At 66.7% G+C, this 22,424-nt stretch carries 20 protein-coding genes and 1 tRNA gene; 5 read left to right on the top strand and 16 right to left on the bottom strand.

The annotated features are described in order from the left end of the window. The 4 genes from X803_RS17890 to X803_RS0104885 all read left to right on the top strand — a co-directional run. Nucleotides 1–1,202, top strand: a 1,202-nt coding sequence (locus tag X803_RS17890; RefSeq protein ID WP_084033408.1) for a branched-chain amino acid ABC transporter permease, incomplete at its 5' end; no start/stop codon positions are given. Nucleotides 1,203–1,213: 11 nt separating this feature from the next. Continuing rightward, nucleotides 1,214–2,197, top strand: coding sequence for a branched-chain amino acid ABC transporter permease (locus X803_RS0104875; protein ID WP_026544265.1), 984 nt, complete (start codon nucleotides 1,214–1,216; stop codon nucleotides 2,195–2,197). 110 nt (nucleotides 2,198–2,307) lie between these two features. Next, nucleotides 2,308–3,306 carry an ABC transporter ATP-binding protein gene (locus X803_RS0104880; RefSeq protein ID WP_051470486.1) on the top strand — a complete coding sequence of 333 codons (999 nt, stop codon included), beginning with the start codon at nucleotides 2,308–2,310 and terminating at the stop codon, nucleotides 3,304–3,306. Beyond that, entirely contained in the window at nucleotides 3,303–4,088 is a 786-nt protein-coding gene (locus X803_RS0104885; protein ID WP_026544267.1) for an ABC transporter ATP-binding protein, read from the top strand. The genes X803_RS0104880 and X803_RS0104885 overlap by 4 nt, the downstream gene beginning before the upstream one ends. A 253-nt stretch (nucleotides 4,089–4,341) precedes the next feature. Here the strand turns inward: X803_RS0104885 and X803_RS0104890 are convergent, their stop codons facing one another. Then, the gene (locus X803_RS0104890) at nucleotides 4,342–5,724 is read right to left on the bottom strand and encodes an ABC transporter substrate-binding protein (RefSeq protein ID WP_051470468.1); all 1,383 of its coding nucleotides are present in this window, start codon (nucleotides 5,722–5,724) and stop codon (nucleotides 4,342–4,344) included. 244 nt (nucleotides 5,725–5,968) lie between these two features. On the opposite strand from X803_RS0104890, the gene X803_RS0104895 reads away from it, so the two are divergent. After that, nucleotides 5,969–6,041: transfer RNA gene (locus X803_RS0104895), tRNA-Leu, on the top strand. Between the two features lie 32 nt (nucleotides 6,042–6,073). Here the strand turns inward: X803_RS0104895 and X803_RS0104900 are convergent. From X803_RS0104900 to X803_RS17915, 15 genes are all read right to left on the bottom strand, one after another. Beyond that, complete coding sequence (locus X803_RS0104900) at nucleotides 6,074–6,436, bottom strand: CHY zinc finger protein (RefSeq protein ID WP_051470469.1); 363 nt, start codon at nucleotides 6,434–6,436, stop codon at nucleotides 6,074–6,076. Nucleotides 6,437–6,509: 73 nt separating this feature from the next. Further along, nucleotides 6,510–7,949 (bottom strand): NAD(P)/FAD-dependent oxidoreductase, encoded by a 1,440-nt coding sequence (locus X803_RS0104905; RefSeq protein ID WP_026544270.1) that lies wholly within the window; start codon nucleotides 7,947–7,949, stop codon nucleotides 6,510–6,512. 9 nt (nucleotides 7,950–7,958) lie between these two features. Then, nucleotides 7,959–9,476, bottom strand: a complete 1,518-nt coding sequence (locus X803_RS17895) for a S8 family serine peptidase (RefSeq protein ID WP_051470470.1) — start codon at nucleotides 9,474–9,476, stop codon at nucleotides 7,959–7,961. A gap of 5 nt (nucleotides 9,477–9,481) precedes the next feature. Beyond that, entirely contained in the window at nucleotides 9,482–10,426 is a 945-nt protein-coding gene (locus X803_RS0104915) for a Ppx/GppA phosphatase family protein (protein WP_026544271.1), read from the bottom strand. 1 nt (nucleotide 10,427) lies between these two features. Continuing rightward, nucleotides 10,428–11,078, bottom strand: coding sequence for a DUF501 domain-containing protein (locus X803_RS0104920; protein ID WP_026544272.1), 651 nt, complete (start codon nucleotides 11,076–11,078; stop codon nucleotides 10,428–10,430). Between the two features lie 94 nt (nucleotides 11,079–11,172). After that, entirely contained in the window at nucleotides 11,173–11,760 is a 588-nt protein-coding gene (locus X803_RS21345; RefSeq protein ID WP_245702872.1) for an FtsB family cell division protein, read from the bottom strand. 203 nt (nucleotides 11,761–11,963) lie between these two features. Beyond that, complete coding sequence (eno, locus tag X803_RS0104930) at nucleotides 11,964–13,244, bottom strand: phosphopyruvate hydratase (RefSeq protein ID WP_026544274.1); 1,281 nt, start codon at nucleotides 13,242–13,244, stop codon at nucleotides 11,964–11,966. Between the two features lie 286 nt (nucleotides 13,245–13,530). Continuing rightward, nucleotides 13,531–14,265, bottom strand: a complete 735-nt coding sequence (locus tag X803_RS0104935) for a MazG nucleotide pyrophosphohydrolase domain-containing protein (protein WP_026544275.1) — start codon at nucleotides 14,263–14,265, stop codon at nucleotides 13,531–13,533. Next, on the bottom strand, nucleotides 14,262–15,392 hold the full coding sequence (locus X803_RS0104940) for an adenosine deaminase (RefSeq protein ID WP_156929965.1): 1,131 nt from the start codon (nucleotides 15,390–15,392) through the stop codon (nucleotides 14,262–14,264). The genes X803_RS0104935 and X803_RS0104940 overlap by 4 nt, the downstream gene beginning before the upstream one ends. Nucleotides 15,393–15,413: 21 nt before the next feature. Beyond that, on the bottom strand, nucleotides 15,414–16,133 hold the full coding sequence (locus tag X803_RS17900) for a DedA family protein (RefSeq protein ID WP_084033410.1): 720 nt from the start codon (nucleotides 16,131–16,133) through the stop codon (nucleotides 15,414–15,416). Between the two features lie 308 nt (nucleotides 16,134–16,441). Further along, a complete protein-coding gene (locus tag X803_RS0104950; protein WP_026544277.1) occupies nucleotides 16,442–17,728 on the bottom strand; it encodes a thymidine phosphorylase in 1,287 nt (428 codons plus the stop codon). Continuing rightward, a complete protein-coding gene (locus X803_RS17905) occupies nucleotides 17,721–18,206 on the bottom strand; it encodes a cytidine deaminase (protein ID WP_051470471.1) in 486 nt (161 codons plus the stop codon). The genes X803_RS0104950 and X803_RS17905 overlap by 8 nt, the downstream gene beginning before the upstream one ends. Before the next feature lie 2 nt (nucleotides 18,207–18,208). Further along, nucleotides 18,209–19,492, bottom strand: coding sequence for an ABC transporter permease (locus X803_RS0104960; protein WP_026544278.1), 1,284 nt, complete (start codon nucleotides 19,490–19,492; stop codon nucleotides 18,209–18,211). Beyond that, nucleotides 19,489–20,790, bottom strand: coding sequence for an ABC transporter permease (locus X803_RS17910; RefSeq protein ID WP_084033412.1), 1,302 nt, complete (start codon nucleotides 20,788–20,790; stop codon nucleotides 19,489–19,491). Before X803_RS17910 ends, X803_RS0104960 begins: the two co-directional genes overlap by 4 nt. Further along, entirely contained in the window at nucleotides 20,787–22,397 is a 1,611-nt protein-coding gene (locus X803_RS17915; RefSeq protein ID WP_051470472.1) for an ABC transporter ATP-binding protein, read from the bottom strand. Before X803_RS17915 ends, X803_RS17910 begins: the two co-directional genes overlap by 4 nt. Nucleotides 22,398–22,424: the final 27 nt, after the last annotated feature.

Below are 22,424 nucleotides of genomic sequence, written 5' to 3' on the forward strand. Positions count from 1 at the left end.
GCCCCGCCTCCGTCCAGGCCGGGGAATTCCAGAACCGGATCAGCGGCGTGCTGCGGAATGCCGACGGCCCGCTCGCGGACGTCCGCATCACCGTCACCGGCGAAGGATTCGAAGGTGAGACCACCTCGAACGAGAACGGCTCCTGGACCATCGAGGTCCCGGAGCAGGGCGCGTATGAGGTGGAACTCGATGAATCCACCCTTCCCGAAGGTGCCGCCCTGGCCGAGGGGCAGGAGAACCCCCGCACTGTCACCTTCGCGGGAACCACCAACATCACCACCCTCTTTCTCTTCGGCGAGGGCATCGTGACAGCCGGGAGCAACTTCCTCGACACCCTGGTGGACAGGACTGTTGCCGGCCTGAGCTTCGGCCTCCTCCTCGCGCTGAGCGCCGTCGGCCTGTCCCTGATCTTCGGCACCACCGGTCTCACCAACTTCGCCCACGGCGAGATGGTCACCGCCGGTGCGGTCTTCGCCTTCGGGTTCGCCGCACTGGGCCTTCCCGCCTTCCTGGCCATTGTCCTCGCGGTGCTTGGCGGCGCCGCGCTCGGGTTTGTCCAGGATGCAGGCCTGTGGAAGCCGCTGCGGCAGCGCGGCTCCGGCCTCATCCCGATGATGATTGTCAGCATCGGACTGGCCCTGGCGCTGCGCTACATCATCCAGTTCAACTTCGGCGGCGCCACCCAGCAGCTTCCGGGAGCACAGGGCCAGATGCTGAACTTCGGGCTGATCTCGATCACGCGGAACAACCTGACCTCACTGATCGTCAGCCTCATCGCCATTCTCCTGATCGCGTTCCTGCTGCTGCGCACCCGCATCGGAAAGGCAACCCGTGCGGTTGCCGACAACCCCGCCCTGGCTGCGGCATCGGGCATCGACGTTGACCGTGTCATCAGGCTTGTCTGGGTCATCGGCGGCGCGCTCGCGGCGCTCGGAGGTATCCTCTGGGCCTACTACCGGCCCGGGGTCTCCTTCAACATGGGCCAGCAGATCCTGCTCCTGATCTTCGCAGGCGTTGTCCTGGGTGGACTGGGCACCGTCTTCGGCGCGCTCCTCGGCTCGGTCATCGTGGGACTTTTCGTCGAGGTCTCCACCATCTGGCTGCAGGCCGACCTGAAGTACGTCGGCGCTCTGCTCATCATGATTCTGGTTCTGCTCTTCCGGCCGCAGGGCATCCTGGGCCGCCGCGAGCGCATAGGTTAGGGGCTCCTGATATGGACTTCGGCAACATTTTCTCCCTCGCCTTCGGCGAAATCATCAGCCCGACGACGGCGGCATACGCACTTGCGGCCCTCGGCCTCGCGGTGCACTTCGGCTACTCCGGCCTGCTCAACTTCGGGCAGGCAGGCTTCATGGCGATGGGCGCCTACGGTTACGCCATCTCGACGCTGACGTTCAACGCACCGGTTGCCGTGGCAGTACTGGTGGCGTTGCTCGCCTCGGTGATTTTCGCCGTCATACTGGGTATTCCAACCCTCCGGCTGCGAGCAGACTATCTCGCGATCGTGACCATCGCGGCCGCGGAAATTGTGCGGTACATCGTCACCACCAACGGGCTCACTGAAATCACCGGCTCAGCCAACGGGCTGGCCCAGGGTTTTGAAACGGGCTTCTTCGCGCTGAACTTCATTCCTGAGGGGACCTACAACATCGGTCCCGTCAGCATGAACCAGAACGGCCTGTTTGTCCGGGTTATCGCCTGGACCATCGTGGCGCTGGCCTGCCTCGCCGTCTGGGCGCTCATGCGCAGCCCGTGGGGCCGTGTGCTCAAAGGCATCCGCGAGGATGAAAACGCCGTGCGCGCCCTGGGCAAGAACGTGTATGCGTACAAGATGCAGGCGCTCATCATCGGCGGCCTCATGGGAACGGTCGCGGGCATGATCTTCGTGATCCCGCGTGGCGCCGTCCAGCCGGCCAACTACGCCACCGAGCTGACGTTCTTCCTGTACACGGTCCTCCTGCTCGGCGGCATGGCCACCGTGCTGGGACCCGTCATCGGAGCAATGATCTTCTGGGTGGTCCTCTCACTCACCCAGAGCCTGCTCTTCGGCGCCATTGAAACCGGCGCCATCACATTCCTCACCAACGTCCAGGCCGGTCAGCTCCGGTACATCCTGGTGGGTGTTGCGCTCATGCTGCTGATGATCTTCAGGCCGCAGGGCGTACTCGGCAACAAGAAGGAGTTGGCGTTCGCATGAGCGACCCTACTGCGAAACCTGCAGCACAATCCGGAGGCCGGCGGGCAGCGCATGCAGCCACCGGCCGGTCCGCGCCGTCGGCCGGCTCTCCGGCCGACCAGACCGACTACATGACCGATTCGCGGCCCATCACCGAGGACACCCCCGGGCCGGGCTGCCGCAAGCGCGATCCGATCATCACGGCCCGGAAGGTCACCCGGAGCTTCGGCGGCATCAACGCCGTCGACGTCGACTATCTGGAGATCCCCCGGAACAAGATCACTGCACTGATCGGGCCCAACGGAGCCGGGAAAACCACCCTGTTCAACCTGCTGACCGGGTTCGATACCCCGCAGAGCGGTGAATGGGACTTCGACGGTCACTCGCTGGCCGGCGTCGCCCCCTACAAGGTGGCGCGCCTGGGCATGGTCCGCACCTTCCAGCTGACCAAGGTCATGGGCAAGCTCACCGTCATGGAGAACATGCGCCTGGGCGCCACCGACCAGCCCGGCGAGAGCCTTGCACGCGCGCTGTTCAAGGGCCTGTGGGGCGGACGGGAGAAGGAGATCACCGCGCAGGCGGAGGTGCTGCTGCAGAAGTTCAAGCTGGACACCAAGACGGACGACTACGCAGCCTCCCTGTCCGGCGGCCAGCGCAAGCTCCTGGAGATGGCCCGGGCGCTGATGGTCAAGCCCCGCCTGGTGATGCTCGATGAGCCGATGGCCGGCGTGAACCCGGCGCTCACCCAGTCCCTGCTCGATCACATCAAGAACCTCAAGGCGGAGGGCATGACCGTCCTCTTCGTCGAACACGACATGCACATGGTCCGCCACGTGGCGGACTGGGTGGTGGTCATGGCGGAAGGCCGCGTGGTCGCGGAGGGAACTCCCGACGTCGTCATGAAGGATCAGGCGGTCATCGACGCCTACCTGGGTGCGCACCACGATGTGGACCTCGGTGACTCCCACGGCGTTGAGCAGCTCGAGTCCGAGCTGTCCCATGACGAGGAATCCGTGGTGGGGACCGAGAACGCGGGCCTCCTGAGCCACACCAGAATCACCGAGCTTGAAGGCCGTCCACGAGACGCGGGCCCCACAGGCGAGACCGGACCAGAGGAGAAGCGGCCATGAGTGAATCAGCGGGAACGGCAGGGCCCGGGCAGACGGCCGGAACCGACGCGGTGCCGGGAAAGTCCGTCGTGAAGGTCACCGACCTCGTGGCGGGCTACCTGCCCGGCGTGAACATCCTGAACGGGTGCTCCATCGAAGCGCGCTCGGGTGAGCTGATCGGAATCATCGGCCCCAACGGCGCCGGCAAGTCGACACTGCTCAAGGCGATGTTCGGCCTCGTGAAAGTGCACTCCGGCACCGTGGTGGTGCGGGACCAGGACATCACCGGGTTGAAGGCCAACAAGCTCGTCACCAAGGGCGTGGGCTTTGTCCCGCAGAACAACAACGTCTTTGCTTCCCTGACCATCGAGGAGAACCTCCAGATGGGCATGTACCAGCGGCCGAAGGACTTCCGGAAGCGGTTTGACTTTGTCACCGACCTCTTCCCCGAACTCGGCAAGCGGCGTGCCCAGCGTGCGGGGTCCCTCTCCGGCGGCGAACGCCAGATGGTGGCCATGGGGAGGGCGTTGATGATGGAGCCTGCTGTGCTGCTCCTCGACGAGCCGTCCGCGGGCCTCTCCCCCGTCAAGCAGGACGAGACGTTCCTCCGGGTGCATGAAATCAACCGGGCGGGGGTCTCGGTGATCATGGTCGAGCAGAACGCGCGGCGATGCCTGCAGATCTGTGACCGCGCCTACGTCCTCGACCAGGGCAAGGACGCCTATACGGGCACAGGACGGGAACTCATGAAGGACCCGAAGGTAATCCAGCTCTACCTCGGGACCCTCGCCGACACGGCGTAGCAACGTCCTGACCGAGGCCCTCTCCGGCTGACGAGTTCAGCCGGAGAGGGCCTCTTCTGTGTCCCCGGCCCTCACCACCCGCGACGGCGGTCCCCGGCCCTCAGCACCCGCGACGGCGGTTCCAGACCCTCACCACCCGCGACGGCGGTCCCCCACCGGGGTCCCCAACGACCAGAAGGGCCCCTCCCGGCTGAACTGGTCAACCGGGAAGGGCCCTTCTGTTGTGCGGGTGAATCAGGTGGTACGCCCTGCCCTAGAGCTGTCCTGCCTCGGAACGGTAGGGCTGCGGTGTGTTGTTCTCATCGAACTCGTAGATGCCGATGAAGGCTTCCGTCGGGTCACCGTTCTCATCGAAGGTGATCGGTCCGGAGATGCCCTGGTAATCGATATCCTCACCCTCGCGCTGGAGCGTGATGCAGCCTGCGTAGTCGAAGCACTCGGTACCCTCCTTGGAAACCGCCTCAAGTTCAGCTGCGATCGCGGCCCCGTCAGTGCTTCCTGCGGCATCCGCTGCAAGGGCAATGAGGTTCACGGCGTCGTAGCTTTCACCTGCGTAGTTCCAGACGTTCAGGCTGTCATCAATCTCAGCCAGCGCATCCTTGAACTCGTCTCCTGCGAAGGAACCGGGCTGGGTGCCCTGTGCGCCCTCAAGCGTTCCCGGATCCAGGTCCTCGCTGTAGTCGGCGGTGTTGCCGTCCACGAAGAACATGGAACCGGGGTCTACACCCTGACCGGTCATCAGCGGAACGATGCTGTTGGCCTGGTCGAAGCTGATGACCACATAGGCGTCAGGTTCGGCTGCGACAAGTGCGTCGACCTGGCTGCTGAACTGTGAATCGCCCTCGTTGAACAGTTCCTCGGCCACAACCTGGCCGCCTGCGCTCTCAACGGCTTCCTTGATGCTCGCCTGCAGTCCGGTACCGTACGCATCGTTGAGTACGATCATGCCCACAGTCTGGGCGCCACAGGCCATGATGTAGTTGCCGAGCACCCGGCCCTGCAGGACGTCGGAGGGTGCAGTACGCCAGTACAGGCCGTTGTCATCCCAGTCCGTGAAGTCCGGCGAGGTGTTCGCGGGCGACATCTGGACAACCCCGGCACCGGTGATCTGGTTGATCACCGTCTGCGATACGCCCGACGACGCCGCCCCGATGATCGCGCTGACATCCTGGGACAGGAGGTCGGTGACGGACTGCGTTGCGATGTCCGTGGTGGTGTCACCGGAGTCGCGGTGGATGATCTCGACGTCCTGGCCGAGCACACCGCCGGCCTCATTGATCTCCTGAACGGCGAGGTTGACGCCGGCAATTTCGGGAGGACCGAGGAACGCGAGGGCGCCTGTGGTAGGCAGGAGCGATCCGAGCACCAGTGGCGAGTCGGACGTTGTTTCCGCCTCGGGCACTGCCGCAGGATCTCCCTTCTCGCCGGGCTCGGGGGCTGCGCCGCCCTGACTCTCGGGGCAGGTCAGCCCCGACGCTGCCGGTGCCGAAGATGCGCCGCCTTCTTCTTCGGGGGTGGGATTGCCACCGCAGGCAGATGCGAAGAGCGCGACGCCCAGACTCAGGGCCGCAATCTTCGCTGCGCGCGGAGCATTCTCCCCGATGCCAAACCGCGCGGAGTTACGTGTTGCTGTCATGAAATTTATCTCCTCGATCGAAAGGCTCGATCAGCCTTTGATGCGATCACCAGGTGTTCCTGGTATGTGAAAAAGCTAGTGCAAAAACGTGTCCAAGATAAGCAAATCTGGTTACATCCTTGTAACACTCGTCACAGGGGTATTGACTGCCGTCGCGGCCGGAAAGGCCGGGGCCCGCCAGGGTCGCGTATTCTTGACGGGACGCTCCCGCGGCGCGCCCGTCGGGAAGTCCACCGCACGTTACGCCCCAGTAGCCCAATGGCAGAGGCAGGAGACTTAAAATCTTCACAGTGTGGGTTCGAGTCCCACCTGGGGCACCGTCCCGGAAACGGAAGTCAGGCGGTGCTGTTTACCCGAAGTACAGGTGCTTGTGCAGGCGGCACCCCGGGTTGAACGGCGCCCGGCAGGAGGCGCAGCCGTCAGCGTCCAGGTAGTCCCGGATGGACATGGTCCCGCCGCAGACACCGCAGAGGATCGCATGGGTTCCCTGATCCTCCGGCGGCCACACCGCAGCGTCATGGTCGGCCGTTTCCTCGTGGCACAGGTGGCACGGATAAAACTCGCCGCAGCACTTGAACCGGATGGCAACGACGTCGAGCTCTGTCCGGTAGTGTACGCACCGCGTCTGGTGATCCACGGTGGGGCCCAAAACGGTCGCGGTGACCGCCGGCGCGGCCGGGCGGTCGGCGGGCGTCTCGGGGCGGGTCCTCACGATTGAGAACTATAACCGCTTAAACGCACGACGGCGGCACCCACCGGGGGCGCCGCCGTCGTACTGGCAGTTACTAGGCCTTTGCCTTGGCCTTCTCCGTGTCCTCGGAGCGGCCCTTGTCCAGGGAAGGAGCTGCTTCCTGCTTCTTCGCCGGCGGGGCAGCAGCCTCGCGGAAGGCGCGGCGCGGGCTCTGCAGGTCCATCAGCTGGGTGGTGTCACGCCCGAAGACGAACCCGAGCACCCAGTTGCCGACAACGCGGAACTTACGCTCGAACATGGGCATTGCCATGCCGTGGTAGCCGCGGTGGGCCAGCCATGCGGGAAGTCCGCGCATGCCGAAGCCCATGATGTTGGCGACACCCTTGTACTGGCCGAACCCGGCAACCGCACCGAGGTTCTTGTGCTTGTACTCGCGGACGCGGCCCACACCGTAGCGCTCGGCGTAGATGTTGTCGGCAAGGAGTTTCGCCTGACGGACGGCGTGCTGTGCGTTCGGGACGCAGAAACCGCCTACGCCGCCTCCGGACAGGTCAGGAACGGCAGAGACGTCGCCGGCTGCCCAGGCGCCGTCCAGCGGGCCGTTGTCGCCGGTGATGCGCAGTTCCGGGTTGGCGCGGACGCGGCCGCGCTCGTCGATCGGGAAGTCGGTGTTGCGGACCACCGGGTTGGCCTGCACGCCGGCAGTCCACACGAGGGTGTCGGTCTCGAACTCATCGGCCGGGGACTTGTCCGGCATGTTGATGAGCTTGAGCCTGCCGCCCTTGGCGCTGGCGAGCGAAGTGTTGAGCTTGACTTGGACACCGCGGGCACGCAGGTGCTCCACAACCCACTTGGCCTGTTCCTCGGTGACCTCGGGCATGATGCGCCCCATGGCCTCGACCAGGACAAACCGGATATCGGACCGCTCAAGCCGCGGGTTCTTCTTGACCGCAGCGCGCGCCAGGTCCTCCATCTCGGCGAGCGCCTCGATACCTGCGAATCCGCCGCCGACAACCACGAAGGTCAGGGCGCGGTCCCGCTCCGGACCGGGCTGCATCATCGAGCCGGTCTCAATCCGCTCCAGGAGTCCGTTGCGCACGGCGACGGCTTCCTCGATGGTCTTCATACCGATGCCTTCTTCTGCCAGCCCCTCGATCGGGAAGGTGCGGGTGATGGCACCGGCCGCAATGACGATGTCGCGGTAGGGCAGTTCGAAGGGCTCACTGCCGTCGGCCGGATCAACGGTGGCGGTGCGTGAGGAGTGGTTGACGCCGGTGACCTTGCCCGTGATGAGCTCGGTGTCCGTCAGGTGCATGCGGTGGGAGACGACGGCGTGACGCGCCTCGATGTTGCCCCCTGCCACCTCGGGCAGGAAGGGCTGGTAAGTCATGTACGGCAAAGGATCCACGAGCGTGACGATCCCGCCGTGTGCCTTCACCTTCTTCTGCAGCTTGTGGGCTACGTAAAGACCGACGTAGCCGCCGCCGACAACGAGAATCCGGGGACGATCAGAAAACGAGGGGGTTTGAGCCATGACTCAAGCCTACCGGACTTTGTGAAAATCTTCACTAGCGGGTTCTGAGGGGTCCTCGTCCGCCCGGCCGTCGCGATAAATCCGGATCACCTGGTACGTTCCGCCAAGCAGGATGACCAGGATCAGCCCGCCGAATCCGAACACGATGAACGCCGGCAGCGAGCTTGCCGACGAGGTCCGTTCCTGTGCGGCCGGGACGGTCGGTTCCGGGATATCGGGAAGCGGTTCCTCCTCCGGCGCTGCTTCCGGCGGGGGCGGCGGGGGCACCTCCCCGCGGCGGTAGGTCTCGATGTACTGGGCCATGCTGACTACGCCGCCTGCGCCGAGCAGCCGCTCCTCGGGAACGGTCAGGTCTGCGTTCACCGCGGCGTCTGCGTCGAGGATCCCGTGGCCGTAAATGGTGTCCTTGCCCGGTATGCCTGCATCACGCGCCGTCATGATGATCCGGTTGATGACCTGCGGGGCGGTCAGGTCCGGATACTTGGCGCGGATGAGTGCTGCCACCCCGGAGACCAGCGGGGCAGCGCCCGAGGTGCCGGACCACTTGCTCGCATACAGGCCGCCCGGCAGCGCCCCTACAAGATTCTCGGCAGGCGCGGCGATACCGATACTGATGCCTTCGGAGGAGGATTCCCGGCTGGCCGCGCCCTTGGCGTCCAGTCCGCCCACGGCCAGCACGCCGGGCATGGTGGCCGGTGCGCCGACCTGAACGGAGCCTCCGGCCCGGTTGCCCGCGGCGGCGACAATGACAACGTCCTTCTGTTCCGCGTAGAGGAACGCCTCGTCCCAGCTTTCCGGCCAGGTGGGCGACGTGCTGCCCAGCGACATGTTGATTACCGAGGCACCGTTGTCCACGGCCCAGCGCACCGCGTTGGGGATCTGGTCATCGATGCTGACGCCTGCGGGATTGGCGCCGGTCGCCTCCCCTGCGATCCAGAGCGAGACCGCCAGCAGCTCGGCCTCCGGTGCCACACCGACCACACCGTCGGCCCCCCGCCCGGCGGTCTGGAGGGGTGAGTCCTCCGCCTCCCTGCTGGCTTCGGCCTCCGCTTCCGCGGACGCGTCCGCGGAGGCTTCGGCGGACGCTTTCGCCGAAGCAGAGGGCTTCGCCGACGCTGAGGGCGATGCGGATGCAACCGGTTCCTCTGGCTCATGTCCGCGGCCGGCGATCAGGCTCGCCACCAGTGTGCCGTGCTCGGGCACTTCCCCGATTCCGCGCTGCCCGTCGGGCGCTCCTGCACCGGACACATCGGTGCCTCCGGTGACAACGCCCTCAAGGTCGGGGTGGCTTCCGTCAACCCCGCTGTCGATCACAGCAACCGTGACACCGGCTCCCCTGGTGTCTTCCCAGGCCTCGGCGATCCCATAATCCTCCACCCAGTATTCGCGGTCGCGAAGCTCACCTCCGTGGGCGCCTGCCCTGTCCGCCGGACCGACGACGGCGGTGGCCAGGCCGAGCGAGAGCGCCAGGGCGGCGGCAACGGACCGGGAAACGTGAGCGCGGTGGTGCGCGGAAGAGACTGTCACGTGCGCTACTTTCGGGAGGCTGCGCTGAGGGCAATGCCGTCAAGAATATCGTGTTCGCTGGCAACCGCGCCCTGCACGCGCCTTTCGGTGGCCTCCGCGACACGCCGGACGACGGTGCGCCAGATGAGCGCTCCGGCACCGATGACATCCACGCGTCCCGGGTGCATGTAGGGCAGTGCCTTCCGCTCGGCGCGGGTGAGGTGCAGCAGCGAGGTGGCGGCGTCGTCGATCTCTGTCAGTCCCAGTTCCGTTCCGTGGATGCGCTCCGGCAGGTACTCGGGAAGCTTCAGCGCGTGGGCGGTGACGGTGGTGATGCTGCCGGCGACCCCGATGATGCCGTGCACGGAGGAGAGGTCGACGTCGGCGTGGGCTTCGTCGATCATGCGGCCGATCTCTTCTTCCGCGGAGGCGATTTCCGCGTCCGTGGGCGGATCGGTGCGGAGGAACCGTTCGGTGAAACGGACGCACCCCATGTCCATGCTGCGCCCGGCGATGACCTGGCTGCCGGTACCGACGACAAACTCTGTGCTTCCGCCGCCGAGGTCCACCACCAGCACCGGAGCGTCGTTTTCGCCGGCCAGCACGCTCGCCGCTCCGGAGAACGACAGTTCCGCTTCCTCGCTGCCGCTGACAACTTCCGGTTCAACGCCGAGGCGGTCCCGCACTCCGGTTACGAAGACCTCGCGGTTGCTCGCATCCCGGGTGGCCGACGTGGCCACGAAACGGACGCGGCCGGCGTCGTGCTCCTTGATCAGTGCGGCATATTCATCCACGGCGTCGAAAGTCCGCTGCAGCGCGGCTTCGGAAAGCTCACCGGTGGCATCGACGCCTTCGCCGAGGCGGACCACCCGCATGAGGCGCACGACGTCGGTGAGGCCTGCGCCGTCGTCGACGTCCGCAATAAGCAGGCGGATGGAGTTGGTGCCGCAATCAATGGCTGCAGTTCGCATATCAGGCCTTTCCCTCGCCGGTTCGGCGTTCGGCGCGTTTGGCGTCCAGTTCCTCGGGAGTGAGTCCCTGGGTCTTCACATGGCGGCTGAGGTCGCGGTCCGGCGGATCGCCGCTTTCGTCCCAAGCGCCGGCGCAGCGGCATTCGTCGACGGTCCACCATCCGGAGATGGCAGCGAGTGCCTCATCCCCGAGCGGGTTGACGCCCGGTCCGGCCGCGAGGGAATGCCCCACGAGGACGTGGAGGCACTTCACGCGGGTGGGCATCCCGCCGGCGGAGACGCCGTCGATCTCGGGTACGGGACCGATTCCGCTGCGTTCCCCGATCTCGGCCCGCGCCCGCAGGTAGGACTCGTGGGCCGCCCGGTAACGCTCGGCGAGATCCGGGTCGCGTTCGAGGCGCTCCGTCATCTCCGTCATGGTGCCCGCGGCCTCCAGCCGGGAGACCGCCGCGGTGATGACCGGGTGCGTCAGGTAGTAGGTGGTGGGAAAGGGGATGCCGTTGCTGAGCCGCGGCGCTGTGGTGGCCACGAGCGGGTTTCCGCAGACACAGCGGGCGCCGATTTCGACGACGTCGCGGACCGGCCGTCCCAACTGCCGGCTGAGGGTCTCCAGATCAGCCGGTGTGGGTGTGAGCGGGTTGCCTTCGGTCACTGCGGTCCTTCCATTTCGAGTTTTTGTCGCCTATCTGCTGCTCAGACCGGGCTATAGCAGCAGATAGGCGACAAAAGCTTCCCGGGAACCAACGTTAGTCGGTGGCGGCGCGCTCCACGGACGCCCAGAGCGCATCGGCCCAGGGCAGATCCGCCGGCGAGGCAGCGGACTGCTGTTCCTCCGAGGTCTCCACAGCCGTTCCGCCCTTGACCAGGTAGCGGGTTTCTCCGGGCATCACCAGGAACAGCCGGTCACGGGCCTGCTGCTTGATGTACGAGGGATCTTCCCAGCGGGCAATCTGCGTTTCAAGGGTGTCCTGCTCCCGCTGCAGCGCGGTGATCCGCTCCTGCAGTGCTTCGGTCTCCGCCTGCTGCTGAAGGTAGGTGCGCACGGACGGCGCCAGCAGCACCGTGATGGTGACAAGCACGACGGCGAGTGCCAGCAGCCGCCCGGAAAAGGCTTTCGCGGGAATCGGCTCCGCGTCCTCCGCCGGAACAATGACCCGCTCCGCCGGCTTCCGGAACGGTGCACTGGCGGTCCGGATGGCTCCGGCGAGCTGGGACCGTTCGGCGGCCCGCGCCTCCGACGGTGAGGTCTTCCTGCGGGGCGGCGGGGATCCGGCACCGGGAGAACCGGCCTGCTTTTCCGCCGGGTGCTTTGTTGTCGGTGTCGCCGAACGCACTGAAGCGCCCTGGGGGCCAGGGCGCTTCAGGGGCGGAGCCGGCTGCCTCTGCCCGTCTGCGCGCGCTCGTGCGGTGCGCGGAACGCTGGGGCGTCGGGTGGACATCGGACTCCTCGCTCAAACTTGCTAAGCCGCCGGCATGGGAAAGAGCCCCAGGCTGACGGTTACCTGCTTAACGAGGGTAACGCGCTGAGCCTGAGTGATCAGGCAGTGAAACGCGGGAACGCGGAACGGCCGGCGTAGCGTGCGGCGTCGTCCAGCTCTTCCTCGATGCGCAGCAGCTGGTTGTACTTGGCAACGCGCTCGGAACGGGCGGGCGCGCCCGTCTTGATCTGGCCGGCGTTGGTTGCCACGCAGATGTCCGCGATGGTGGTGTCCTCGGTCTCACCGGAGCGGTGCGAGGTGATGGTGGTGTACCCGGAGCGCTGGGCCAGGGAGATGGCGTCCAGCGTTTCGGTGAGCGTACCGATCTGGTTCACCTTCACCAGCAGCGAGTTGCCGGTGTCGGCCTTGATGCCGCGCTCCAGGCGGACCGGGTTGGTGACGAAGAGGTCGTCGCCGACCAGCTGCACCTTTCTGCCGAGGGATTCGGTGAGGGCCTTCCAGCCGTCCCAGTCTTCCTCGTCCAGGGGGTCCTCGATGGAGACGAGCGGGTAGTCGCGCACCAGCTCTTCGTAGTAGGCGCGCATGGCGGCCGAATCGAGCGCCTTGCCCTCGAAGTGGTAGGCGCCGTCCTTGTAGAACTCGGAAGCGGCGACGTCCAGGGCGAAAGCGATGTCGGTGCCCGGGGTGTAGCCGGCGCGCTCGATCGCGGTGGTGATGAGGTCGAGGGCGTCACGGTTGGACGGCAGGTTCGGAGCGAAGCCGCCCTCGTCGCCCAGGCCCGTTGCCAGGCCCTTCTCGTTGAGGACCTTCTTGAGCTCGTGGTACACCTCGACGCCCCAGCGCAGGCCCTCCGAGTAGGATTCGGCGCCGAGGGGAACGATCATGAATTCCTGGATGTCGACGTCGGAGTCGGCGTGCGATCCACCGTTGAGGATGTTCATGAGCGGAACGGGCAGCACGTGCGCGTTGGGTCCGCCCAGGTAGCGGTAGAGCGGCAGCGCGGAGGACTCGGCCGCCGCGCGGGCGATCGCGAGGGAGACGCCGAGCATGGCGTTGGCGCCCAGGTTGGACTTGTTCTCGGTGCCGTCGAGGTCGATCATGGCCTGGTCGATGGCGCGCTGGTCGCCCGCGTCGAAGCCCAGCAGGGCCGGCTGGATCTGCTCGATGACGGCCTCAACGGCCTGGAGCACACCCTTGCCGAGGTAGCGGTCCTTGTCGCCGTCGCGGCGCTCGTTCGCCTCGAACGCTCCGGTGGACGCGCCGGAGGGGACGGCAGCGCGGCCGAAGGTGTCGTCGTCGAGCAGTACCTCGACCTCAACCGTGGGGTTGCCGCGGGAGTCAAGGATTTCGCGTGCGTGGATGGCATCAATGATCGCCATGGATTTGCTCCTGTTCAGATAAGGGCTATGAATTTCTTCATACGGACAGCGGAGAACGTGCCCAGCCCAGTCGGGCTGCTGCGTCTGCGCGGGGATTCGTACCCAGCCTAATTGAAAGCGGGCTCCAATGACCGTCCGTGACGGCAACTAACCCGTTGAGTTGTCAGGACACACCCCGTACCAGGCGGGCAAAGCGGCGTGTCGTGCCAAGTGAATAGATTCTCGGACCCCACGGAGCGGCAGCGCCGCCCGGACGCTGCCAACTCAACGGGAGGAGGGGCACTGGTCAGGGCGCGGCATGCGCCTCCTGGTACCGGCGCACCGCCAGGCGCAACGCCCGCTCCGGGTCCAGCCCCGCATCGACGGCGCGTCCGACGACGGCGAGCAGCACCTCCCCGAGCTCCTCCTCCGACGCCGGCACGGAAGCTGAAGCGGGAACGGCACCCGACGCGGGAACGGAACCCGACGCGGGAGCGGCACCTGCAGAGCGGACGACGACGGCGGCCGGTTCCGGCGCGGATCCCGCCTCACGCCGGGCGCGCTTGAGCGTCTTCGCCGCCGACGCGAGGGCAGGCAGACCAGGCGGGATGCTGGCGAACGGATGACTGTCTACCGGTTGCTCCTGCCGCTTGATGCTGTGCCAGGCGGCCTCGATCTCCTCGACCGAGGCCGGAAATTCATCGCGGAGACCGCCGTCGGGCGTGAAGATGTGCGCGTTGCGGCGGATCATCTTCTCGGTGAGCCCGTCAATGACATCGGCCATCGCAAAGGGTCCCTGTTCCTCCTGCAGGCGCGCATGGAGCACCACCTGCAGGAGGACGTCGCCCAGCTCCGAGCGCAGGTCATCGGCCCCGGCGGTACCCTCCAGGACCTCGAGGAGTTCGTAGCACTCCTCGACGAGGTACTCGGCGAGGGATTCGTGGGTCAGCGCACCCATCCACGGGCAGTGCTCGCGCAGCTGCCCGATGACCTCGAGCAGTCGCTCCAGGGACGCTCCCGCCCGCTGCGCACTGTCCGTCATGCTCCGCCGGTGCCGTCGTACCCCTGCGCAATCAGTTCAGCGAGCGCGGTCCGGCTGTCGAGCGGCAGGAATGCGGCTTCGACGGCGTTGAGTGTGAGGTCGAGGAGGTCGTCCAGGTCGTAGTCGAAGGTCTCCACGAGGAGTTCGAACTCGTCCGTGAGGCTCACGCCGCTCATCAGCCGGTTGTCCGTGTTGACCGTGATGTTGAACCCGAGCTGGTACAGCAGGTCGATCGGGTGGCTGGCAATGTCCTTGCCGAAGGCCTCGATCGCCCCGGTCTGCAGGTTCGAGGAGGGGCAGATTTCCAGCGGGATCCCGCGGTCGCGGACCCAGGCGGCCACCCGGCCGAGGGTGACCATGCCCACGCCGGCGTCGCTCCCGCCGTCGTCGTCGAATTCCACCGTGATGTCCTCGGCGATGCGCACGCCGTGGCCCAGCCGCTGCGCGCGGCCGCTGACCAGCGCGTCGACGATGCTGTCGATTCCGGCGGCCTCCCCCGCGTGCACGGTTGCCGGGAACTGGTGCTGGGCCAGGTAGGTGAATGCGTCGGCGAAACGGGCCGGCGGGAAGCAGTTCTCGGCGCCCGCGATGTCGAAGCCGACGGCCCCGCGGTCACGGTGCCGGACGGCCAATTCGGCGATCTCCTGGCCGCGGTCGGCATGCCTCATGGCGGTGATGAGCTGGCCCACCTGGATGGTGCGTCCGCGTGCGGCGACTGCCTCCACCCCGGCATCGAGGCCCTCCTGGACCGCCTCGACGGCGTCGTCGAGGGAGAGGCCGCCCGTCAGGTGCTGCTCGGGTGCCCAGCGAACCTCGCCGTACACCACGCCGTCGTCCGCCAGGTCCTCAACGAACTCCTGCGCCACCCGGGCGAGACCTTCGCGGGTCTGCATTACTGCGATGGTGTGGTCGAAGGTTTCCAGGTAACGCACCAGGGAGCCGGAGTCTGCGGAGTCGCGGAACCACTGACCCAGCGCAACCGGATCGGTGGAGGGCAGCTGGTGGCCTACCGCGTCGGCGAGCTCGATGATGGTCGCCGGACGCAGGCCGCCGTCAAGGTGGTCATGCAGCGAAACCTTGGGCAGGGCGCGGATGTCGAAGGTGATGTCTGTCGCGAGGGAAGTCATAGGTTCAGTCACAGGCCAAGACTACGCGGAAGCCAATGGTTCGGTCTCCGGATCGGCCTCTGCGACCGCACTCCCCTGCCTGTCAGGGTGCCGGGGGTGCAGCGGCTCGGGGCGGGGCCGCAGCGGTGTCGATCCCCGGACGGCGCTGATGATGCGGTCGACGATGAAGCCGAGGAGAACGGCAACGGAAATCGCCACTGTGACGCCCAGCAGGTGGTTGTCCTTGAACCAGGCGCCCGCAAGCGCTCCGATCCCCACGGAGTAGCTTCCCCACGCGATTGCCGAGATGCAGGTCAGAACGAGGAAGCGCCGCCGGGAATACCCCGTGGCACCGGCGGTGAGGTTGACTGCCACGCGGCCGAACGGAATGAAACGGGCAACCAGGATCAGGGAAGCTGCACGTTTCTCAAGCTCATAGCCCGCCCATTCGAAAGCCTTCTGCGAGCGGGGCCGGCGCATCCACCGGAACCGTTGCGTGCCGACTCCCCTGCCCATCGCATAGGCGAGGTTGTCACCGACAAAGGCGCCGAGGGAAGAAACCAGGATCAGCAGCCATACGTCGGGGACACCCTGCGTGATTACCAGCGAGGCCAGCCCCACTACCACCGACTCGCTGGGGAACGGCGGGAAGAAGCCGTCGACCGTGCAGCAGATGAACACCAGCAGGTAGACCCACGGCTGTTCGGCGGTGCTGAGGATGAAATCACTCAGTCCGTTCGTGACAGCAAGAATGGCGTCCACTGCCTGTGCTCCTTGGATTGTGCGGATGGGGCCGGATAACCGCCGCAACAGGTGTCAGGGGGTACTTAAAACCATGCCAGCAGCGCATCGGAGGGGTCCATGGGGTATCACCCTGTTGGACCCCTGATCCAGCCTATTTCCAAGGTTAGGGTTCGGCGCGTTGTGTTCGCGTCGCCCTCAGGGCTGATCTTCGCCGATCCCGGCGGAGCGGCCCGGGATCTTCGCCGGTCTCCCGGCTCCCGGCTCCCGTGCTCCGCCCGGCTCCCGGCGACCGGCTCCCGTGCTCCCGCCTGCCCCGGCGGAGCGGGTCAGGCGATGCGGTCGATGATGAGCTGCTGCGCCGGACGCGCACCTTCCGGAGCGATGACGACGGCGGTTTCCAGCGCCTCACGCGCCCGGTCGAATTTCTCCGGGGTGTCCGTGAGCAGGGTCATCAGGGGTTCACCGGCGCGGACCATCGCTCCGGGCTTGGCATGGAGCCGGACTCCGGCGCCTGCCTGCACCGAGTCCTCCTTGCGCGCACGGCCCGCGCCGAGACGCCAGGCCGCGACGCCCACCGCCAGAGCATCGAGCCCGACGAGCACCCCGTCGGCCGGCGCATAGACCGTCTCGGATTCTCTGGCCACCGGAAGCTCCGCACGCGGGTCCCCGCCCTGGGCCTCGATCATGCGGTTCCAGACGTCCATGGCACGGCCGTCCTGCAGCGCCTGCCGGGGATCGGCATCATGGACTCCCGCTGCGGCCAGCATCTCCTCGGCGAGCCGTACGGTGAGTTCGACGACGTCCTCCGGCCCGCCGCCGGCAAGCACCTCGACGGATTCCTCCACCTCGATGGCGTTACCCGCCGTCAGTCCGAGTGGCGTGGACATGTTGGTGAGCAGTGCCACCGTCTTCACCCCGGCGTCGGTTCCGAGTGCCACCATGGTTTCCGCCAGCTCGCGGGCCTGCGCCTCGTCCTTCATGAACGCTCCGCTGCCCACCTTCACATCAAGCACCAGGGAGCCGGTGCCCTCGGCGATCTTCTTGCTCATGATCGACGACGCGATGAGCGGAATGGCCTCGACCGTTCCGGTCACGTCGCGCAGCGCGTAGAGCTTCCGGTCCGCCGGTGCCAGACCGGCACCGGCGGCGCAGATCACCGCGCCGACGCCGGCGAGCTGGGCCATCATCTCGTCATTCGAGAGCTGGGCGCGCCAACCCGGAATTGACTCAAGCTTGTCCAGGGTGCCGCCGGTGTGGCCGAGCCCGCGGCCGGAGAGCTGCGGCACGGCGACGCCGAAGACCGCCACGAGCGGTGCAAGCGGGAGGGTGATCTTGTCACCCACTCCCCCGGTGGAGTGTTTGTCGCTGGTGGGCTTGCCCAGGGCGGAGAAGTCCATCCGCTCCCCGCTGGCGATCATGGCGGCCGTCCACCGCGAGATTTCGGTCCGGTCCATGCCGGTGAGCAGGATCGCCATGTTGAGGGCCGCCATCTGCTCGTCCGCGATGGCGCCCCGGGTGTACGCGTCGATGGTCCAGTCGATCTGAGCCGGGCTCAGCGTGCCCCGGTCGCGCTTGGTGCGGATGATGTCAACGGCGTCGAACTGCTCACTCATGTGATGCTCCTGTCTCTGTGGTGCCGGCGCCTGCCGTGCCCGCGTCAGCGAGATGCTGGGGACCAAATGCGTCGGGCAGCACCTCATCCATGGTCCTGATCCCGCTCACCGTCATGAGCAGCATGCCCGGAGCACGGAATTCGTACAGCAGCTGCCGGCACCGGCCGCACGGCATCAGCGCGTTCCCGTTGCCGTCCACGCAGCTGAAGGCGACCAGCCGGCCGCCGCCGGTCATCTGGAGCTGGCTGACCAGCGAGCATTCCGCGCACAGCGTCAGCCCGTAGGAGGCGTTCTCCACGTTGCAGCCGGAGACAATCCGGCCGTCCTCGGTGAGGGCAGCCGCCCCTACCGGGAACTTCGAATAGGGAACGTAGGCGTTCCGCATCGCCGCGGTTGCGGCCTCCGCGAGGGCCTCCCAGGGTAGGTCGCCGGCAGGGTCCGCGGACGCCGTCGTCGTGGGTTTCTCCGGTGTGCTCATGGCTACTCCTTGACGTACGGGATGCCGCCGGCGGCCGGCGGGCGGGACCGCCCCACCAGGCCGGCGACGGCCAGGATGGTCACGATGTACGGCAGCATGGCCAGGAACTGGCTCGGCACGTCCGTGCCGATGATGGACAGGACAAATCGCAGGTTGGTGGCGAAACCGAACAGCAGGGCTGCGAAGAACGCGCCGATCGGGTTCCAGCGTCCGAAGATGAGCGCGGCGAGGGCAATGTAGCCCTGCCCGGCCGTCATGTCCCGGGTAAACGTGCTCACCGAGACCAGGGTGAAGAACGCCCCGCCGAAGCCCGCGACGGCGCCGCCCAGGAGGACGTTCCAGAACCGGGTGGCGTTGACCTTGATGCCCATGGTGTCAGCAGCCTGCGGGTGCTCACCGACGGCCCGCACGCGCAGCCCCCAGCGGGTGCGGAACAGGCCGAGCCAGATGACGATCACCGCGACGTACATCAGGTACCCGACGATGGTCTGCTGGAACAGGATCGGACCGATGACCGGGATGTCGGCGAGGAGCGGGATGCGGACCTCGGGCAGGCCCGGCGGCGAGTTGAAGGTCGCCGAGTCCCTGCTGAGCAGGGTGGAGGCGAGGAAGCCGGTCAGCCCGGAGACCAGGACGTTGAGCACAACGCCCACGATGATCTGGTTCACAAGGTACTTGATGCTGAAGATCGCCAGGATGAGTGAGACCAGCACCCCCGCGAAAGCGGCGGCGAGCAGGCCCACGTACGCGCTGCCGGAGATCGAGGCGGCAACTGCGGCGGCGAACGCGCCGGAGAGCAGCTGGCCCTCGATCGCGATATTGACCACGCCCACCCGCTCGCACAGCACACCGGAGAGGGATCCGAAGATCAGCGGGATGGCCAGGGTCACCGAGCCGGCGACGAGGCCGGCCAGCGAAATGGACGGCCGGTCGGCGATGCCCACCACCCAGGTGAGGAACCCGACCACGAAGAGCACCGCGTAGGCGATGCCCGCCCAGCGGTTGATCCTGTCCCCGCGGCGGACCTGCAGGAAGGAGTACACGGCGATGGCGATCAGCGCCAGTGCAACAACCCAGCCGACGACGTTGGCCGGCAGCGCGATGTCGGCCAGCCGGAAGCGGTCGGAGTCATCGGAGACGCGGAAGACGGCGGTGGTGGCCGGGCCTCCGATCGCGAACACGAACAGCGCCAGCAGGGCGCCGAAGCCGAAACCGATGGGCGCCTTCCAGCTCTTGACTGAGGATCCGGTGACCCCCGGATCAGTGACGGTTGCTGCGATGCTCATGCCGCACCTCCGGATACGGTTGCCTTTGCCCTGGACGCCTTGCGCGGCTTCTTCTTCCGCTCGATGCCGAAGATCGCCTTGACCAGCGGCGGGGCGGCAATGAACAGGACAATGAGTGACTGGACCACCAGGACAATGTCGATGGGCGTGCCCGTCAGGGTCTGCATCTGCACGCCGCCCGCCCGAAACGCTCCGAACAGCACTCCGGCGAAGAAGACGCCCCACGGATGGGAGCGGCCCAGCAGCGCCACGGTGATGGCGTCAAAGCCGAAGCTCGCGGCGATGCCGCTGGTCAGCACGCGTTCCGTTCCGGCCACCTGGGCCACTCCGGCGAGTCCGGCGAGCCCGCCGGCCAGCATCATGACGACGACGTAGCCCTTGGTCACGCTGATCCCGGCGGTACGTGCCGCGAACGGGTTGGCGCCGACGGCCCGGAGTTCAAAGCCGACGGTGGACCGGTTGAGCAGCCACCACACCCCGTAGGTCGCCGCGATGGCGATCAGGAAGCCCAGGTGCAGGCGGAACTGCGGGCCGAGGATCTGCGGGAAGACTGCTGTCGCATCCAGGCGCGGGCTGATCGGGTTGGACGAGCCCGGGTTCTGGAAGGACGGGGTGGTCAGGAGGAACCCGACCAGGTAGATGGCGATGTAGTTGAGCATGATCGTCACGATCACCTCGTGTGCGCCGGTGCGGGCCTTCAGGATGCCTGGGATGAAGCCCCACAGCGCGCCGCCCACAAACCCGGCGAGCACCACGAACACCAGGTGGAGGCCGAACGGCAGGTGCCAGGAGAATCCGATCCAGCCGGCGAACATGGCACCGAGGATGATCTGCCCCTGGGCTCCGATGTTGAACAGGCCGGCGCGGAAGGCGACCGCCACTCCCAGGCCGGCGAGGATCAGCGGCGTGGCGACGGTGAGCGTCTCGGTCAGGGGCCGGAACATCAGGGCCAGGGAGTCGGCGCGGGGGTTGAACACTGCCCCCTGGAACAGGGCTGCGTACGCTCCGCTGGCCGCTGCCCAGGCAGCCCCCAGCGTGTCACCGGGCCGGCTGAAGAAGTACGACGACGCCGCAGCGACGTCCTCGTCCGTCAGCGCGATCAGGATGCCGCCGAGGATGATGGACAGCACGACGGCGAGGATCGCCACGAGCGATGAGCCGGTGGCGATGCTCTTCAGGATGCCGCGCCCGCGGTCATCCCCGCCCCCGGGCGGGGTTTCCACGGTGCCCGGAATGGGCGGCGGTGCCGAGGTGCCCTCGGCGATGTCCTCAGCGTTGGGCCCGTTGGCGGCGCTCATCGAGTTTCCTCCCCGGCGGCGTGTTCCCCGGAAATCCGTTCCCCGGCGGCGGTTCCGCCCTCACCCGCTGGGGTGGGGTTCTGCCCCGGGCCCTGCCCGAGCGCTTCCTCGGCCGTCATTCCGGCCATCATGAGGCCGAGCACGTCGCGGGACGTGTCGCCGGGCACCACGCCCATGAGTTCTCCTCTGTGCAGCACCGCGATGCGGTCCGCGAGTTCACTGATTTCATCGAGTTCGGTGGACACGATCATGACCGGTGTGCCGCCGTCGCGCTCGGCAACGATGCGCTTGTGCAGGAATTCGATCGAGCCGACGTCAACACCGCGGGTGGGCTGGGAGGCGATGAAGAGGTTCAGCGGCCGCGAGAGTTCGCGGGCCAGGACCACTTTCTGCTGGTTGCCGCCGGAGAGGGTGCTGACCGGTGCCTCGGCGCTTTGGGTGCGCACGTCGAACTCGGCGACCTTCTCGCGGGCGTTCTTCAGCACCACAGCGGGTTTCATGGCGAGTCCCTTCGCGAAGGGGGGCTCGTTGTACCAGTTGAGGATCATGTTCTCGGCGATCGAGAAGCTGCCCACCAGGCCGTCCACCTTGCGGTCTTCGGGGACAAAGCCGACGCCCTCTCGGATGATGTCCTTCACCTTCATGCCGAGCAGTTCCCGGCCGTTCAATCGCACGGAACCGGACGCGTGCGGGTGCAGGCCGAGGATGGCCTCGGTGAGTTCGGTCTGGCCGTTGCCCTGGACGCCTGCGACGGCGAGGATCTCGCCTTTGGAAATGTCGAAGCTGACGTTGTCCACCAGGTTCTGGCCCCCGGACCCCGGAACCGTCAGGTTCCGCACGGTGAAGGTGGTTTCCCCGGGGGTGGCCGGCGCCTTGTTCAGGCTGAGGCTTACCTTTCGGCCGACCATCATGGAGGCCAGCTCGCCGGTGCTGGCGCTTGGGTCCACGGTTCCGACGACGGCGCCCCGCCGGATGACGGTGATGACATCCGACACTGCCTTGACCTCGCGCAGTTTGTGCGAAATGAAGACGATTGCGGTGCCGCCGGCCTTCAGCTCCTCGATGATCTGGATCAGCTCATCAGTCTCCTGTGGGGTGAGCACGGCGGTGGGCTCGTCCAGGATCAATACTTCGGCCTTGCGGACCAGCGCCTTGATGATTTCCACCCGCTGCTGGACGCCGACGGGCAGGTCTTCGACGAGTGCGTCGGGGTCAACATCGAACCCGTAGCGGTCGGAGATTTCTCGGATGCGGGCGCGGGTCTTGTCCAGATCGAGGATGCCGCCCGCCTTGGTGTGTTCGTCACCGAGCGCCACGTTCTCCGCGACGGTGAAGACGGGGATGAGCATGAAGTGCTGGTGCACCATGCCGATGCCCGCGGCCATCGCGTCACCGGGTCCGCGGAACGTGACCGGCTTCCCGTCAACGAGGATGCGCCCGTCCGTGGGTTCATAGAGTCCGTAGAGGACGTTCATGAGGGTGGATTTGCCGGCGCCGTTCTCGCCGAGGAGACAATGCACCTGGCCGGGGTTCACCACCAGATCGATATTGTCATTGGCAACAAGGGAGCCAAACCGTTTGGTGATTCCCTGTAGTTCGAGCTTCACAACCCCAACCAACCTGTCCTTTGTGGG

The sequence above is a fragment of the Arthrobacter sp. 35/47 genome (assembly GCF_000520475.1).
In the GTDB taxonomy this organism is placed as follows: Bacteria; Actinomycetota; Actinomycetes; order Actinomycetales; family Micrococcaceae; genus Arthrobacter_D; species Arthrobacter_D subterraneus.

What these genes read in the sequence shown, in the direction of transcription:
- X803_RS0104875 (WP_026544265.1), top strand. Translation starts at nt 1,214, where the DNA reads ATGGACTTCGGCAACATTTTCTCCCTCGCCTTCGGCGAAATCATCAGC.
- X803_RS0104880 (WP_051470486.1), top strand. Translation starts at nt 2,308, where the DNA reads ATGACCGATTCGCGGCCCATCACCGAGGACACCCCCGGGCCGGGCTGC.
- X803_RS0104885 (WP_026544267.1), top strand. Translation starts at nt 3,303, where the DNA reads ATGAGTGAATCAGCGGGAACGGCAGGGCCCGGGCAGACGGCCGGAACC.
- X803_RS0104890 (WP_051470468.1), bottom strand. Translation starts at nt 5,724, where the DNA reads ATGACAGCAACACGTAACTCCGCGCGGTTTGGCATCGGGGAGAATGCT.
- X803_RS0104905 (WP_026544270.1), bottom strand. Translation starts at nt 7,949, where the DNA reads ATGGCTCAAACCCCCTCGTTTTCTGATCGTCCCCGGATTCTCGTTGTC.
- X803_RS0104915 (WP_026544271.1), bottom strand. Translation starts at nt 10,426, where the DNA reads ATGCGAACTGCAGCCATTGATTGCGGCACCAACTCCATCCGCCTGCTT.
- eno (WP_026544274.1), bottom strand. Translation starts at nt 13,244, where the DNA reads ATGGCGATCATTGATGCCATCCACGCACGCGAAATCCTTGACTCCCGC.
- X803_RS0104935 (WP_026544275.1), bottom strand. Translation starts at nt 14,265, where the DNA reads ATGACGGACAGTGCGCAGCGGGCGGGAGCGTCCCTGGAGCGACTGCTC.
- X803_RS0104940 (WP_156929965.1), bottom strand. Translation starts at nt 15,392, where the DNA reads ATGACTTCCCTCGCGACAGACATCACCTTCGACATCCGCGCCCTGCCC.
- X803_RS0104950 (WP_026544277.1), bottom strand. Translation starts at nt 17,728, where the DNA reads ATGAGTGAGCAGTTCGACGCCGTTGACATCATCCGCACCAAGCGCGAC.
- X803_RS17905 (WP_051470471.1), bottom strand. Translation starts at nt 18,206, where the DNA reads ATGAGCACACCGGAGAAACCCACGACGACGGCGTCCGCGGACCCTGCC.
- X803_RS0104960 (WP_026544278.1), bottom strand. Translation starts at nt 19,492, where the DNA reads ATGAGCATCGCAGCAACCGTCACTGATCCGGGGGTCACCGGATCCTCA.
- X803_RS17910 (WP_084033412.1), bottom strand. Translation starts at nt 20,790, where the DNA reads ATGAGCGCCGCCAACGGGCCCAACGCTGAGGACATCGCCGAGGGCACC.